This window comes from Sulfitobacter noctilucae (assembly GCF_000622365.1).
In the GTDB taxonomy this organism is placed as follows: Bacteria; Pseudomonadota; Alphaproteobacteria; order Rhodobacterales; family Rhodobacteraceae; genus Sulfitobacter; species Sulfitobacter noctilucae.
Genome location: NZ_JASC01000002.1, coordinates 119,893 through 135,742 on the forward strand (window position 1 = coordinate 119,893; position 15,850 = coordinate 135,742).

Here is a 15,850-nt window from a genome sequence, read left to right on the forward strand (position 1 = left end):
GCGTCCGGGATCAGTCGCCTGCCGCTTTGATCAGCTCAAGCACCGATGGTCCCATTCGGCCCACGATCAGCGCCACCCCTTCGGCATTGGGGTGGACGCCATCTGCCTGAAAATAGTCGCGCAGCTGCGATAGGTCAGCGGTTTCGCCCTCTTCTGTCAGCCCGGCAAAAAAACTGCTGAAAAGCAAACTGTCGAACTCGGCTGCGAGGTCTGGATAGATCGCATCGAACTGCGTTTTATAGTCCGCGCCGTAATTGCCCGGTGCTTCCATGCCCACCAGCAACACCTCGACATCTGCGTCCTGCGCCGCCGTAAGAATACCGCTGATATTTGACCGCGCCTGCGCTGCTGGCAACCCGCGCAACAGGTCATTGCCGCCCAGCGCCACGATCATCGCATCCACTTCGGGCGTCAGCGTCCAGCCCACACGTGCCAGCCCACCGGCTGTGGTATCGCCCGACACGCCCGCGTTGATAAGCTGCACATCCGCGCCCTGCGCATCCAGCCAGGCCTGCAATTGCGGCACAAAACCTTCTTCCGCAGGCAGTCCGTAGCCCTGCGTCAGGCTGTCACCCAAAGCTGCGATCACCACCTCATCAGCCTGCGCTGCACTGGCCAAACTCGAAACCGCTCCGGCCAAAGTTAAAACAATAGACATCACTACCTTGCGCATCCCGTCTGTCACTCCATATGCAAAGGAACCCCAAAACAAGGCGCACCAATGTCTGATCCGATCTTTCACCTTTCAGATGTAGTGCTTTCGCTCAAGGGCAATGCCGGACCCGTCGATATCTTGCGCGGCATATCATTGGATGTGCAAGCCGGCGAAACGATTGCCCTTACCGGACCCTCCGGTTCGGGCAAATCATCCCTCCTGATGGTGATGGGCGGGCTCGAAATGGCCACGGGCGGCACCGTCATGGCCTTGGGCGAGAACCTGACTACGCTTTCAGAAGACGGTCTGTCGCGTTTCCGTCGGGGCCGCATGGGCATCGTGTTCCAGTCCTTTCACCTGATCCCGACAATGACAGCGCTGGAAAACGTCGCCACCCCGCTTGAGCTTGCAGGCGACGCCGATGCCTTCGACAAGGCCGAAGCTGCCCTAGGCACCGTCGGTCTGGGCCACCGCACCGGTCATTACCCAGCGCAGATGTCGGGCGGCGAACAACAACGGGTCGCGCTCGCCCGCGCTCTGGCCCCTGAACCTGCGATCCTCTTGGCGGACGAACCCACCGGCAACCTCGATTCCGTGAACGGGCAGGCAATCATGGACCTGCTGTTTTTACTACGCGATGCCCATGGCTCTACTCTGGTACTGGTGACCCATGACCCCAAATTGGCGGAGCGTTGTGACCGTTCCGTCTCTCTCGCGGATGGCAAGCTGGTATGAGCCTCAAACTCGCTGCCCGTTTTGCCCGCCGCGAAATGCGCGGCGGTCTGCGCGGCTTTCGCCTTTTTCTGGCCTGCCTTGCGCTGGGTGTCGCTGCGATCGCCGCTGTCGGTTCAGTCCGCGCCGCCATCGAGGCGGGGTTGGAGCGCGAAGGTGCGGCCTTGCTGGGCGGCGCTGCGGAGCTTGATTTCACTTACCGCTTCGCCACCGAAGAGGAGCGCGCATGGATGCAGGACCGCGCCCCCCGTGTGTCCGAGATTGTCGAATTCCGTTCGATGGCCGTGGTCGGGGATGACCGTGCGCTGACCCAAATCAAAGGGGTCGATGACCTTTACCCGCTGGTCGGGCAAATGTCCTTGTCGCCCGATATGACGCTGGATCAGGCGCTGGGCGAAACGGACGGCACCCCCGGTGCTGTGATGGAACGGGCGCTGTCGGACAGGTTGGGCCTTATGCCCGGCGACCGCTTCAAACTGGGCACCAAGGAATTTACGCTGACCGCGCTCATCCTGCGCGAACCGGATTCCGCCGCCAGCGGCTTTGCACTGGGACCACGAACGCTGGTGCGCAGCCATGCTCTGGATGAATCAGGCCTGTTGGGGCCGGGCACGTTGTTCAACAGCAAATACCGGCTGGATCTGCCGCCGCAAACCGACCTCGATGCGCTTGGGCAAGAGGCCCGCGATGCCTTTACCAACAGCGGGATGCGCTGGACGGATGCCCGCAACGGCGCACCCGGCGTTGCACAATTTGTTAATCGTCTAAGCGCCTTTCTGGTACTGGTCGGCCTGTCCGGCCTTGCCGTGGGCGGCGTTGGTGTATCTGCTGCGGTGCGGTCCTATCTGAACGGCAAGACCGAGGTCATCGCCACCCTGCGCGCGCTTGGTGCGGACCGGGCAACTATCTTTCAAACCTACTTTATCCAGATCGGCGCATTGTCCCTGCTGGGCGTCACCATCGGCCTGCTCCTCGGCGCATTGGTGCCCTTGTTGCTGTCCCCCATCATCGCGGCTCGCCTGCCCTTGCCTACATCCTTCTCCATCTTTCCCGCCCCCCTGTTCGAGGCGGCGATCTACGGCATGCTCACGGCGCTTGCCTTCACCCTCTGGCCCCTTGCCCGCAGCGAAGACGTACGGGCTGCGACCCTGTTCCGCGATGCGTGGTCCGGTGCGAAACGCTTGCCCGGCACAAAATATCTGGTGGTGACAGTTCTGTTGGCAGGTGCCTTGGTGGCTCTTGCGGGTTGGTTCAACGGATCTTGGTGGCTGACGCTTTGGACCCTGGGCGGCATCGCGGGTGCCTTGGCGATCCTCGCACTCGCCGCTGCTATGATCCGTGCCCTTGCCCGTCCCTTGGCGCGCACCGCGCGGGGGCATCCCCGAATGCGCTGGGCGCTGGCCGCAATTTCCGGCAGCGGTGAAGGCGCAGGCGCGGTTGTGCTGTCCTTGGGCCTCGGGCTTTCCGTGCTGGCCGCCGTTGGGCAGATCGACGGCAACCTGCGCAACGCAATCTCGGGCAATCTGCCCGATGTGGCACCATCGTATTTCTTTGTGGACATCCAGAAGGACCAGATGCCCGGCTATACCGAGCGGCTGGAAAACGATCCTGCCGTCAGCCGGATCGACAGCGCCCCGATGCTGCGCGGCGTGGTCACGCAGATCAACGGCCAACCTGCTGATGAGGTTGCGGGTGATCATTGGGTGGTGCGTGGTGATCGGGGCGTTACCTATGCCGCCCGCCCGGATGCAGAGACCCGCATCACTGCAGGCGAATGGTGGCCCGAGGATTATACCGGCCCACCCCTGATCAGCTTTGCCGCTGAAGAGGCCGAGGAAATGGGCCTGTCGCTGGGCGACACACTCACCCTGAACGTGCTGGGCCGCGACATCACTGGCACCATCACTTCGTTCCGCGAGGTTGATTTTTCGACCGCCGGGATCGGGTTCATCCTTACCATGAACCCTTCCGCCCTCGAAGGCGCGCCGCATACCTATATTTCCACCGTCTATGCCGAGGAAGAAGCAGAGGCAGCGATCCTCCGTGATCTAGCCAGCGCCTATCCCAACATCACCGCCATCCGGGTCCGCGATGCCATTGAACGTGTCTCGGACGTGCTGGCCGGATTGGCTGCCGCCACATCCTACGGCGCTTTGGCAACCCTGTTGACCGGTTTCATCGTCCTGATCGGTGCCGCCGCCGCAGGTGCAGATGCACGAACCTTCGAGGCCGCCGTGCTGAAGACGCTGGGTGCCTCGCGCTGCCAGATCGCCATCAGCTTTGTGCTACGGGCCGTTTTGCTGGGGCTGTTCGCCGGTGCCGTGGCCCTTTTGGCGGGAATCGTCGGCGGTTGGGCAGTCAGCACGTTCGTCATGGAAACCGATTTCACGGTGATCTGGTCTTCGGCCATCATGATCATTTTGGGCGGGGTCGCCGCGACCGTCTTGGCAGGGCTGGGTTTTGCCAGTAAATCCCTCAATGCCCGCCCCGCTCAGGTGCTGCGCGCCCGCGAATAGCCAAAGGAACTGCCGCCATGACCGATAATTTGCCCGCCACCCTGCCCAGCCCGGTCAGCGCCGCCCAGCAGCAGCACATCGTCAACATCGTCCGCCGTGCTGCCAAGGCCGAAGTAATGCCCCGTTTTCGCGGCCTGTCCAGCGCCGACATCCAAAGCAAATCACGCCCCGACGATCTTGTGACCGCCGCAGATACCGCCGTCGAGGCGATGATCACCCGCGCCCTGAACATTGCCTTTCCCACCGCACTTGTGGTGGGGGAAGAAGCTGTCTCGGACAAGCCGGAACTGCTCAACCAGATCGCGGAAGCGCCTCTGGCGCTCATCATTGACCCCATCGATGGAACCTGGAATTTCGCGCACAACATCGCGGTTTTCGGCATCATCCTGGCCGCCACCCAATTCGGCAAGCCTGTCTTCGGCATGATCTACGATCCCGTCGCGGACGATTGGGCCATCTCGGATGATATATCTTCTCCGCGTCTGGAACGCGCGAATGGCAACCAAACGCCGCTCAAGGCCAGCATGGGCAAACCGCTCGAAGCGTTGTCCGGTCACGTACCGCTTCACAGCTTCGCGGATGCCGTTCAGCACAGGGTTGCCGCCTGCCTTCCGACCTTCAAGACAACGGACACCCCGCGCTGTTCGGCACATGAGTACCGGATGATCGCGCAGGGCCATTCCGATTTCCTGCTAACCGCCGCGTTGAACCCTTGGGACCACGCCGCCGGTGCGTTGATCTGTGAACGAGCCGGGTGCCATGTGGAGATGCTGGATGGCGGGTCATATACGGCAGCGCGCCACAGCGGTCATCTGCTGATCGCGCCGGACCGCACAACGTGGAACCGGTTGAAAAAGGTGTTCGATTTCCTGCTGAATGACACGACAGGTGGAATTGCAGCCGCCAGTTGACATGGCAAAGGGTGGCGTTTCCCTCCACCCCCTTCCAAACCGCCGTTTTACTCCGCCGCGTCCAGATATTCCTCCAACGGCGGGCAGGTGCAGATCAGGTTGCGATCCCCATGCACGTTGTCCACGCGGTTCACCGGAGGCCAGTATTTGTCAATCCGGTAGGCACCGGGCGGGAAGCATCCCTGCTCGCGGCTATAGGGCCGCTCGCCCCATTCCAGCACCAGATCCTCGACCGTGTGCGGCGCGTTTTTCAGCGGGTTGTTCTCGCGCGGCATGTCGCCTGTCTCAATCGCCGTGATCTCGTCGCGGATGGCGAGCATCGCGTCACAGAACCGGTCCAACTCTGCTTTGGTCTCGCTCTCTGTCGGTTCCACCATCAAGGTGCCGGAAACGGGCCAGGACATTGTCGGGGCGTGAAACCCGCAATCGACCAACCGCTTGGCGATGTCTTCAACCGTGACGCCCGCGCTCTCCTCAAAGGGGCGCACATCCAGGACACATTCATGGGCAATGCGCCCTGTCGGCCCTTTGTAAAGCACCTTGTAGGCGCTCCCTAACCGCTTGGCGATGTAGTTGGCGTTCAGGATTGCGACACGTGTGGCCTGCGTCAGTCCTTCGCCCCCCATCATCAGGCAGTAGGACCACGAAATCGGCAACAATGATGGCGAACCGTAAGGTGCTGCCGATACCGCATTACCGCCCGCGTTCGGATCGCCCGGCAAATGCGGGATCAGGTGTTCCTTGACGCCAATCGGCCCCATGCCGGGACCGCCGCCGCCATGTGGAATGCAGAACGTCTTGTGCAAATTCAGGTGGCTGACATCACCGCCCAGATCGCCCGGACGGCTAAGACCGACCATCGCGTTCATATTGGCCCCGTCGATATAGACCTGACCGCCGTGGTCGTGGGTGATCTTGGTCACTTCGGTCACGGTTTCCTCGAACACGCCATGGGTCGAAGGATAGGTGATCATGCAACCAGCAAGGTTATCGCCCGCCGCTTCGGCCTTGGTGCGGAAATCGTCCAGATCAATGTCGCCATTGTCTGCCGTTTTGACCACAACCACTTTCCAGCCGACCATCTGCGCGGACGCCGGGTTCGTACCATGCGCCGACATCGGGATCAGACAGATATTGCGATGATCCTCTCCATTTGCGCGGTGGTAGCCCGCGATGCTCAGCAAGCCAGCGTATTCGCCCTGCGCGCCCGAATTGGGTTGCATCGAAATCGCGTCATAGCCGGTGATATCGCACAGTTTGGCCGACAGATCGTCGATCATCTGAGTATATCCCGCCGCCTGATCCTTCGGCACAAAGGGATGGATTTGCGAAAACTCGCGCCAGCTCACCGGCATCATTTCCGCCGCCGAATTCAGCTTCATCGTGCAAGACCCCAGCGGGATCATCGCCCGGTCCAGCGCCAGATCACGGTCCGCCAGACGGCGCATATAGCGCATCATCTCGGTCTCGGCGCGGTTCATGTGGAAAATCGGGTGGGTCAGGTATTTTGTCGTCCGCACCAGTTTTTCGGGCATGTGGTAGTGCGGCGTGTAATCCTTGTCCGCACGGTCGATGCCAAATGCACGCCAGACCGCTTCGATGGTGGCCGGTTTGGAGCGTTCGTCGAGCGTGATACCTACGCGGGTGTCGCCGACCTTGCGCAGGTTGATCCCCTCGTCCACCGCCCGCTGCATGACCGCCGCCTGCAAGGGGCCGACCTCGACCGTAATTGTGTCAAAATATGTGGCCGGACGCACATCAAAGCCCGCCGTTTTCAACCCTTCGACCAGTCGCGCTGTTTTGCGGTGAATGCGCTGTGCGATGGCCTTCAGCCCTTCGGGCCCGTGGAACACAGCGTACATTGACGCCATCACAGCCAGCAAAGCCTGCGCGGTGCAGACGTTGCTGGTGGCCTTTTCGCGGCGGATGTGTTGCTCGCGGGTCTGTAGCGACAGGCGGTAGGCGCGGTTGCCATGCGCATCAATCGACACGCCAACAATCCGGCCGGGCATGGACCGTTTATAGGCATCTTTGCAGGCCATATAGGCCGCATGCGGCCCCCCGTATCCTTCGGGCACACCGAACCGCTGGGTGCTGCCCACGGCAATATCGGCCCCCATCTCGCCCGGTTCCTTAAGCAGCGTCAGCGCCATCGGGTCCGCCGTGATAATCCCGATGCCCTTGTGTTCATGCAACGCCGCAATCGGGTCCGTAAAGTCACGCACATGGCCATAGGTGCCCGGATACTGAAAGATCGCACCAAAGACCGCAGCGGCGTCCATATCCTTGGGATCGCCAACAATCACTTCGATCCCCAGCGGCGCGGCCCGTGTCTTCATCACCGCGACGTTTTGCGGATGGCAATCCTGGTCCACGAAGAATGCCGTCATCTTTGATTTAGACACCCGCTGCGCCATCGTCATCGCCTCGGCGCAGGCGGTCGCTTCGTCCAGCAAGGATGCGTTGGCCACTTCCAGACCCGTCAGATCGGACACCATCGTTTGAAAGTTCAGCAAAGCCTCTAGTCGCCCTTGCGAAATCTCGGGCTGATAAGGCGTATAGGCCGTGTACCACGCCGGGTTTTCGAGAATGTTCCGCTGGATCGCGGGCGGCGTGACCGTCCCGTGATAGCCCTGCCCGATGAGGCTGGTCAGCACCTTGTTCTTGCCAGCAACCACGCGCATGTGCTCCAGCACCTCACGCTCACTCATGGCGCGGCCAAACTCGAGCGTACCGTCCATCCGAATGCCCTTGGGCAGCGTGTCGTCCATCAGATCAGCCAGCGATTTGGCCTCCACAACCTTCAGCATATCCGACATTTCCGCAGGCGATGGCCCGATATGACGGCGGTTGGCAAAGTCATACGGCAGATATTCGGTTGGCTTGAAGGTCATGATACACTCTTGCTGTTGTGAATTGGAAAGGTCCCCGCCAGCGGTGCAGGCGGGGCTTTGGTCCTATCCGATGAACTTGAGATAGGCGGCTTCGGTCATGAATTCGTCCATCTGCGACGGATCGCTGACCTTCATCTTGAAGAACCATGCCTCGCCCTGCGGATCATCGTTCACCATACCGGGGTTCTCGGCCAGCGCGCTATTCACTTCCGTGATCTCGCCATCGACCGGGGCCAGAATATCCGACGCCGCCTTGACGCTTTCAATCACGACAACCTCGTCATCCTTGCTGACAGTCGTGCCCTCTTCGGGCAGTTCCACAAACACCACATCGCCCAATTGTTCAGCCGCATGGATGGTGATGCCCACTACCATTTCGCCGTCTTCGTCGCGCAGCCATTCGTGTTCTTCGGTAAATTTCATCTTTGGTTTCCCCGTTTGATTATCTTTTGAAGTTTGCCGCGACAAAGGGCAGCTTTGCAACGCTCAAAGGCAATCTCTTGCCCCGGACCTCGCCCCAGAGCGTCGTGCCAATGGCACTGTGGTCGCTGTCAACATAGCCCATCGCCACCGGCGCCCCCACGCTGGGGCCAAAGCCGCCAGATGTGATCTGCCCGACCTGACTACCGTCCTCGGCCGCGTCAAAAAGTGCGACACCCTCGCGCATCGGCGCACGCCCTTCGGGCAGCAAGCCAACCCGTTTACGCGACGCACCGTCACTTAGTTGAGCAAGGATCACCTCCGCCCCCGGAAAACCCCCCGCCCGATCACCACCGGCACGGCGTACCTTCTGAATGGCCCAATTCAACGCACCCTCGACCGGTGTGGTGCTGGCGTCAATGTCATGTCCGTAAAGGCACAGCCCCGCCTCCAGCCGCAGTGAATCGCGGGCCCCAAGGCCAATCGGCTCGACCGCATCCAGTGCCAGCAAGGTTTCGACCAAACCCTCAGCCTCATCATTTGCGACCGAAATCTCGAATCCGTCTTCGCCCGTATAGCCTGAACGCGAGGCCCAAACGGCCGCTCCGCCCAAGGTCAGATCACGCACATCCATGAACCGCATCCCGGCCGCGGTCGGGTCCAGCCCTGCAAGCACTGCTTCGGCGCTTGGTCCCTGTACGGCGATCAACGCCCTGTCGGTCAGCTCTGTCACCGTCACCTCAGGCTCCAAGACGGCACGCAACCGTGCCACATCTGCTGCCTTACAGGCCGCGTTGACGACAACAAACAAATCGTCGCCGCGCCGGGCAAACATCAGATCATCCTCGATCCCGCCTGTATCATTGGTGAAAAATCCATAGCGCTGCCGCCCGTCTTCCAGCCCAAGCACATCCATCGGCACCAGCCGCTCGAACGCTGTTGCAACAGCCTCCCAGGATGCGCCCGACAAGATGACCTGCCCCATATGGCTCACATCAAACAGCCCTGCCGCCGCGCGGCAATGCAGGTGCTCTTTCATCACGCCCATGGGATATTGAACCGGCATGGAATAGCCCGCAAAGGGCACCATTCTGGCCCCAATCCGCAGATGTGTTTCGTAAAGTGGCGTCTGTAAAAGATCATCCATCGCGGTCTTCCCCCCAAACCGGATGTCACGCGACAAACGGCACCATGAAACCGCCCCCTGCGGTTCCTGATGCCCCCTCTGTCCTGACGCCTGAGATCGTTATCCCTTCGGCGGATGCACGCGGCATCACTCTCCAGAGTGTCGTGTCGTCAGATCGCGGTCCCTGTGCCTGAGAGTTTCCGGGGCGGTTGCTCCTTCGGCATCGGCTGCTACGCCGATTCTCCCGTGATCTGTAAGTTATCTAGAGCGGGTCGTGCCGCTTGGTCAAGCAGACTTGTACCTCATGCGCTCTCGTGCTTTGTGTCGCGCACAAAATATTGGCAGATCCTATGACACCCTACTTTTTCGGCTACGGCAGCCTCGTGAACCGCAGCACCCATGCCTACCCCGACACGCATCCGGCGCAATTGCGCGGCTGGCGGCGGGCTTGGGTCCGTTCTGCCCCCTTTGATCGCGTCTTCCTCAGTGTGAACCCCGACCCTGACACAACGATACATGGCCTGATTGCCGCTGTACCCGGGGATGACTGGTCCGCACTCGACGCGCGCGAAACCGGCTATGCGCGGTTGAATTCCGGCGACGCGGTGATCCATCCGCTGGTGCCGACGCCTCCGATTGCGCATTACGCCGTGCCCGTGACCGAACAGGGTGCGATCAGCCGCAACTCCATCATCCTCAGCTATCTCGATGTGGTTGTTCAGGGCTTTCTGCGCGAATTTGGCGAAGCTGGCGTGCAGGGGTTTTTCGACACAACAGATGGCTGGGACACCCCCATCATAAATGACCGCGTCGCGCCCCAATATCCCCGCCATCAGGTGCTCAGCCCCGATGAAACAGCGCTGGTCGATCATCACCTCGCCCGGTTATCGGCGCGCGTGGAATAGGGTCATCAAGCGTCCTTCGCGCCCGAATATTTCCTGACGCGGCACAATGTCGGAGCCACTTGCGCGGTCGATGACGCGTAATGCCAGCACCCATGCCACTGTCCCAAAGACAGCACCCGCCAAAGATTGCCCGATCAGCACACCCTGCGCGCCGCCAAGCCAGGATCCGATCATGACCAGAGGGATCAAGGCCACTGCATTGCGCCCCCAGTTTGTGAAGGTCGAATAGAACGGCTTGCCCAGATTGTTGAACGCTGCATTGGCCACGAACAGCACACCGGGAAAGAAGAACGCCAGCGACAGCGGTCCGCAGAACAGATAGATCAACTCGCGCGTCAAACCCTGTGCGCTAAAGAGATCGGCAATCGCCCCCCGCGCCAGAAACAGCACAGCAGAGACCGATATAATCACCAACCCCACGAACAGAATGCCCGCGTTGAAACTGCGTCTCACGCGGTCCATATCACCGGCCCCGAAATTCTGCCCGATGATCGGCCCCACCGCCCCCGACAGCGCGAAAACCACGCCAAATGCTACGGGTATAAGCCGTCCGACAATGGCCATTCCCGCCACCGCCTCTTCGCCATAGCCCGCCATTGCACGGGTGACAAAGGCCTGCCCGACAGGCGTCGCGACCTGCGCAAGAATAGTTGGTATCGCAATGGCCAGGATCGGGCCCAGATCACGCAGCATGCCGGTCAGACGGGGCCGCGCCACCCCTTGATACACCGTGATCAGCGGCCAAAGCGCCATACCGCAAATCACCAACCGCGCCGCAACGGAGGAGATAGCCGCACCAGTCAGCTCCAAATCCAGACCGAAGATCAAGATCGGGTCCAGCACCGCATTCACAACGCCGCCCGCGATGGTCGCCATCATCGCCCGCCGCGCATCACCATGGGCACGCAACACTGCGCTGCCCATCATGCCGACAATCAAAAAAGGCATCGACGGCACAATGATCTGCAAGAAATGCACCGCCAACGAGGCCGTTTCTCCGGTCGCACCCAGAAGCGCTACCAGCCCGGACAGCGACAGCCACACAATCGTCGACAAGCAAACGGCAATGACAAAGCCGTACGCCAGCGCATGGGTGGTCCGCTCTCGCGCCAGCTCTGCGTCATCCGCGCCCAGAGCCCGCGCCACCAGGGCGCCCGCCGCGATGCCCAGCCCGATGCCGAAGGACGCTGTAAAAAACAAGATCGCGCCCGCATAGCCAATGGCCGCGGCCAACTCCGCCTTGCCCAACATCGAGATGAAGATCATGTCCACGAAATCGACGATAAATACCGCCATCAAGCCGATCGACGCAGTCAGCGACATCACTGTCACATGGCCGAACAGATTGCCTCTCAGAAATTTCGCTTCAGCCATCTGCTTCCCCCCCACCACAAACGCAAAGGGGGCCAGCCCGCGCCAACCCCCTGCTTCACCCTTTTACAAATACCCGCCACTACACCTGCTGCGGGACTGCCATCCGCGCTTCACCCGCGCGCCTTCACAACTTGCAAAAGCGGCATCACGGCGGCCATCTCGGGTCCGTGTTCCTGACCCGTCAGCGCCAGACGCAAAGGCCGGAACAAGCCGCGCCCCTTGCGCCCAGTTGCTTCTTTAACCGATGCGGTCCATGTGCCCCATGTGTTTTCGTCAAATGGCATCTCGGGCAGCATCGCCATCGCTTGGGCGACGAACTCTTTGTCCTCGGCATCAATCACCGGCTCTGCACCGTCGCGGAACATCGCCCACCAAGGGCCAAGATCGTGCAGCGTCTCGATGTTTTCCCGCGTCACCGACCAGAATTGGGCGGCCTGATCGGCAGGCACACCCAGATCATTGATCTGTGGTTGCACATCCTCCAGTGACCGCGTTTGCAGATAGCGGCCCGTGAGCGGAAACAGGTCTTTCACGTCGAACTTTGTCGGTGCCGCGCCAAAACTGTCGATGTCGAACCCGTCGATCAGCTCGGCCATATCCGTGCGCAGGTCGACCGTATCCGAAGAGCCCAGCCGCGCCATCAGGCTGAGAAGCGCGAACGGTTCGATCCCCTGCTCGCGCAAATCGCGCAGCGCCAGCACACCCAAGCGCTTCGACAGCGCCTCGCCCTGCGGACCTGTCAGCAGTGAATGATGCGCAAAGGACGGGTGGTCATGCTCCAGCGCCTGCATGATCTGGATCTGCGTCGCGGTATTCGTCACATGATCAGAGCCGCGCACAACATGGGTCACGCCCATGTCGGTATCGTCCACCACCGAGGCCAGCGTATACAGAATTTGCCCGTCGCCCCGGATCAACACAGGGTCCGACACAGAAGCCGCATCAATCGAGATATCGCCCAGGATGCCGTCGGACCATTCGATCCGCTGCTGATCCAGTTTGAACCGCCAGACCCCCGCGCCGCGCTCTGCGCGCAGGGCGTCCTTCTCTGCATCAGACAGATTTAGCGCCGCACGGTCATAGACCGGCGGTTTGCCCATGTTCAGCTGCTTCTTGCGCTTGAGGTCAAGCTCGGTTGGCGTCTCGAAGGCTTCATAGAAGCGCCCCTTTTCGCGCAGCTCATCCGCCGCCGCGTGATAACGGTCCAGCCGCTCCGACTGCCGCTCGACCCGGTCCCAATGCAGGCCCAGCCACGTCAGGTCTTGCTTGATGCCGTCGACGTATTCTTCCTTGGACCTTTCGGGATCGGTATCGTCAATCCGCAGAATAAAGGTGCCGCCAGCCTTACGGGCTATCAGGTAGTTCATCAGCGCCGTGCGCAAATTGCCCACATGGATATATCCGGTGGGGGAAGGGGCAAAACGTGTGATTGTCTGGGACATGTGGTCAACTCCTCGTGGTGCTGTGGACCTGTCATAAGGCACTGACAATGTCCAGTAACGGCCCGTCCCGAGATACATATGTCGGGACGTTGAAAATATCCCGCAGCACATACCAAACCATTAACCCTAAAACCGCCCCGCACAAGGCATCTGCCTGTTTGCACAGCCTGCCTGCCTTGGCGTCGAGGATTGTTGCGCTACTTCCCTTTCAGGATCAACATGGAAGGAAAACAAATGACAACCGGACCAAATCTCTCCCGCCGCGCCGCACTTGCCGGCGCCGCCGCATTGCCACTTGCCGCAGGCCTTGCAGGCACCGCCCGCGCTTCCGCGCCGATGGCGGGAATGGGCATGTCACCCTTCCAACGCGTGACCCTTGGCGGTTTCGATGTGACCACGATCCTTGCTGGCACCGCCGCCCGGCCCGATCCGCATACGATCTTTGGTCTGAACGTCGATGACGAAACGTTCGCCGATGTCTCCGCTGCGGCGAAGCTGCCGACCGATCAAGCGCAATTTTTCTTTACGCCTACTGTGATCAACACTGGGGCCGAGCTCGTTTTGTTCGATACAGGCCTGAACGCCGAAGGCACCACCGCTGCGCTTGAGGCTGCGGGATACGCACCCGACCAGATCGACATCGTTGTGCTGACGCATATGCACGGCGACCACATCGGCGGTCTGATGGCGGGTGATGCGCCAACCTTTCCCAACGCGCGTTATGTGACCGGTCAGGTAGAATTCGACGCATGGTCCAAAATGGACAACGAAGGGTTCAATACCAAGGTCAAACCACTGGCCGAACAGATGACATTCCTTGAGGATGGCGGCAGCGTCGCCTCCGGCATCACGGCGATGGCGGCCTTTGGACATACGCCGGGTCACATGGCCTATATGATTGAAAGCGATGGCAGTCAGCTGGTGTTGGGCGCGGATTTCGCCAATCACTACGTCTGGTCACTGGCGCATCCCGATTGGGAAGTCTCATTCGACATGGACAAGGAAACCGCAGCAAAGACCCGACGCCGCATGCTGGACATGCTGGCCGCCGACGGCACGCCGTTTGTAGGTTATCACATGCCATGGCCTGCTTTTGGCTACGTCGAAAAAGCGGGCGAGAATTTCGCCTATGTGCCGCATACCTACCAGCTGCTGCTGTAAATCGACGCCGACATCGAACGAAAGCCGGGCGAAACTTTTTGCTCGGCTTTACTGTGACTACAGCCTTTATGAATTTCGTGCGCTGGACTTAGCGATTTTCAGCTCTGACTGCACCTACTCGGCTCAGCCACCCTCTTGCAGCGCTCCATTTTCCCAGTCTCCGCTGGCTTCCTCGCCGGTGGCATATTTCATCGTGCCGACACCCTGCCGCTTGCCCGCCACGAAGCTCCCTTCATAGACGTCACCATTGGCATAGGTCGCTGTGCCCTCGCCCTCGATCTCGCCGTCCGCCCAAGCACCTTCATACTTGAAACCGGACGCCATGGTGATGGTTCCGGCACCGTGGCGCAGGCCGCCGCGGAATTCCCCGGCATAGACCGTGCCATCAGGATAAGTCGCTGTGCCCATGCCCTCGCGCTGGCCATCTTTCCAGGCACCCTCGTAGCGATAGCCGTCGGCATAGGTCATCACCCCTTGGCCGTCGTTGCGGGCATTCACGAAATCGCCTTCGTAAACGATGCCATTGGGATAGGTAGCGCGGCCCTTGCCCTCGATCACGCCCGCTTTCCAGTCCCCTTCATAGGTTGATCCATCGGGGTAGGTGATCTTGCCCGTGCCATCGGCCAGATCATCGCGGAAATTACCAGCATAGATTGATCCATCGGGATAGGTCACCTGACCCTCGCCCTCGATCTGTCCGCCAACCCAGGACCCGGTGTAAACATAGCCATCGGTGCCGGTGAACGTGCCCTGCCCATCGCGACGGTCGTCCTTGAAATCACCCTCGTAGACATCACCGTTTTCATAGACCACACGGCCTTTGCCCTCGCGGCGCCCGGCCACAAGCTGGCCCTCATAGACATCGCCATTGGGCTGGGTCAGCGTACCGCTGCCGTCGATCTGGCCGCCGGTCCATTCGCCCACATAGATCAGCCCGTCCGGCATGGTCAGCGTACCGCTGCCCGCGCGTTCACCCGCCATGATCTCGCCTTCGTACACGGCACCGTCAGGATAGGTGATCGTGCCGACACCCTGTTTCACACCATCGACCCAATCGCCTTTGTATTCATAGCCACCCGGGCTTTGCATCACACCCTTGCCGTCATGCTGCGCATTGCGAAAGGTGCCTTCATAGCGGACCCCGTTGGCATAAAGCGCAATGCCCTGTCCGGTGATCGCGCCCGCCTGCCATTCACCCTCATAGGTGCCGCCATCGGCAAATGTGATCTTGCCAAAGCCATCGGGTTTCCCGCGCTCAAAATTGCCCTCATAGACGGACCCATTAGGAAAACGTGCAACGCCTTCGCCCTTGATTTCACCCGCGACCCATTGGCCGGAATACTCATAGCCATTGGGCAGCTTATAAGTGCCCTGCCCGTCCTGAAGCCCATCCTTGAAGGTGCCCTCATAGACACCGCCATCGTCATATTGCTTGGTCAGCACGTCACCGTTTTGCGCCGCCAAAGGCAGGGGCAGCAGGGTCAGACACAAAAGTAGAGCGCGAAATGGCATGGGGCGAACCTCTTGAAAACAGGCGGCAGGGCCGTTGGCCTGTAGCCTATGCAATGGGTTCAAAGGGGGCAATGTCTTTTCAAACCGTTGGCTTTGCTGCGCTGATCTGTGTGAAATCGCGCTGACTAGAGACGTTTCGTGCAGTACCTACTTCTACATCAGAAGCCTGATTTACGTGCCCGCTTGCGGCAATTCAGCAAAT

Annotated in this window: 12 protein-coding genes and 2 riboswitches; of the genes, 5 read left to right on the plus strand and 7 right to left on the minus strand. The window is 60.5% G+C overall.

All coding sequences use genetic code 11. The features are described from left to right. Positions 1-10: 10 nt before the first annotated feature. The gene (locus Z945_RS0101765; protein ID WP_025050404.1) at positions 11-673 is read right to left on the minus strand and encodes an arylesterase; all 663 of its coding nucleotides are present in this window, start codon (positions 671-673) and stop codon (positions 11-13) included. 48 nt (positions 674-721) lie between these two features. Here Z945_RS0101765 and Z945_RS0101770 point away from each other — a divergent pair, with 48 nt between their 5' ends. The 3 genes from Z945_RS0101770 to Z945_RS0101780 are packed head-to-tail and all read left to right on the plus strand — an operon-like array spanning position 722 to position 4,814. Continuing rightward, on the plus strand, positions 722-1,390 hold the full coding sequence (locus Z945_RS0101770) for an ABC transporter ATP-binding protein (protein WP_025050405.1): 669 nt from the start codon (positions 722-724) through the stop codon (positions 1,388-1,390). Then, positions 1,387-3,903: an ABC transporter permease gene (locus tag Z945_RS0101775; RefSeq protein WP_025050406.1), complete on the plus strand. Its 2,517-nt coding sequence runs from the start codon at positions 1,387-1,389 to the stop codon at positions 3,901-3,903. The genes Z945_RS0101770 and Z945_RS0101775 overlap by 4 nt, the downstream gene beginning before the upstream one ends. A 17-nt stretch (positions 3,904-3,920) precedes the next feature. After that, positions 3,921-4,814, plus strand: coding sequence for an inositol monophosphatase family protein (locus tag Z945_RS0101780; RefSeq protein WP_025050407.1), 894 nt, complete (start codon positions 3,921-3,923; stop codon positions 4,812-4,814). 47 nt (positions 4,815-4,861) lie between these two features. On the opposite strand, the gene gcvP is transcribed toward Z945_RS0101780, so the two are convergent. The 3 genes from gcvP to gcvT form a co-directional block, all read right to left on the minus strand. Continuing rightward, positions 4,862-7,708 carry an aminomethyl-transferring glycine dehydrogenase gene (gcvP, locus tag Z945_RS0101785; protein ID WP_025050408.1) on the minus strand — a complete coding sequence of 949 codons (2,847 nt, stop codon included), beginning with the start codon at positions 7,706-7,708 and terminating at the stop codon, positions 4,862-4,864. 63 nt (positions 7,709-7,771) lie between these two features. Continuing rightward, on the minus strand, positions 7,772-8,131 hold the full coding sequence (gene gcvH, locus Z945_RS0101790; RefSeq protein ID WP_025050409.1) for a glycine cleavage system protein GcvH: 360 nt from the start codon (positions 8,129-8,131) through the stop codon (positions 7,772-7,774). Between the two features lie 19 nt (positions 8,132-8,150). Then, positions 8,151-9,275, minus strand: a complete 1,125-nt coding sequence (gcvT, locus tag Z945_RS0101795) for a glycine cleavage system aminomethyltransferase GcvT (RefSeq protein ID WP_025050410.1) — start codon at positions 9,273-9,275, stop codon at positions 8,151-8,153. Positions 9,276-9,343: 68 nt separating this feature from the next. Next, positions 9,344-9,422, minus strand: a riboswitch (glycine riboswitch). Further along, positions 9,423-9,511, minus strand: a riboswitch (glycine riboswitch). Positions 9,512-9,604: 93 nt separating this feature from the next. Between gcvT and Z945_RS0101800 the strand changes: the two genes are divergently transcribed. Continuing rightward, positions 9,605-10,159, plus strand: coding sequence for a gamma-glutamylcyclotransferase family protein (locus tag Z945_RS0101800; RefSeq protein WP_025050411.1), 555 nt, complete (start codon positions 9,605-9,607; stop codon positions 10,157-10,159). On the opposite strand, the gene Z945_RS0101805 is transcribed toward Z945_RS0101800, so the two are convergent. Both Z945_RS0101805 and gltX read right to left on the minus strand, forming a co-directional pair. Next, entirely contained in the window at positions 10,139-11,533 is a 1,395-nt protein-coding gene (locus Z945_RS0101805) for an MATE family efflux transporter (protein ID WP_025050412.1), read from the minus strand. The two genes, Z945_RS0101800 and Z945_RS0101805, sit on opposite strands and share 21 nt — an antisense overlap. A gap of 110 nt (positions 11,534-11,643) precedes the next feature. After that, positions 11,644-12,975: a glutamate--tRNA ligase gene (gene gltX / locus Z945_RS0101810; protein WP_025050413.1), complete on the minus strand. Its 1,332-nt coding sequence runs from the start codon at positions 12,973-12,975 to the stop codon at positions 11,644-11,646. A gap of 234 nt (positions 12,976-13,209) precedes the next feature. Here gltX and Z945_RS0101815 point away from each other — a divergent pair, with 234 nt between their 5' ends. Beyond that, on the plus strand, positions 13,210-14,136 hold the full coding sequence (locus Z945_RS0101815; RefSeq protein ID WP_025050414.1) for an MBL fold metallo-hydrolase: 927 nt from the start codon (positions 13,210-13,212) through the stop codon (positions 14,134-14,136). A gap of 123 nt (positions 14,137-14,259) precedes the next feature. Here Z945_RS0101815 and Z945_RS0101820 read toward each other — a convergent pair whose 3' ends face one another. After that, positions 14,260-15,648 (minus strand): MORN repeat-containing protein, encoded by a 1,389-nt coding sequence (locus Z945_RS0101820; protein WP_025050415.1) that lies wholly within the window; start codon positions 15,646-15,648, stop codon positions 14,260-14,262. Positions 15,649-15,850 lie beyond the last annotated feature (202 nt).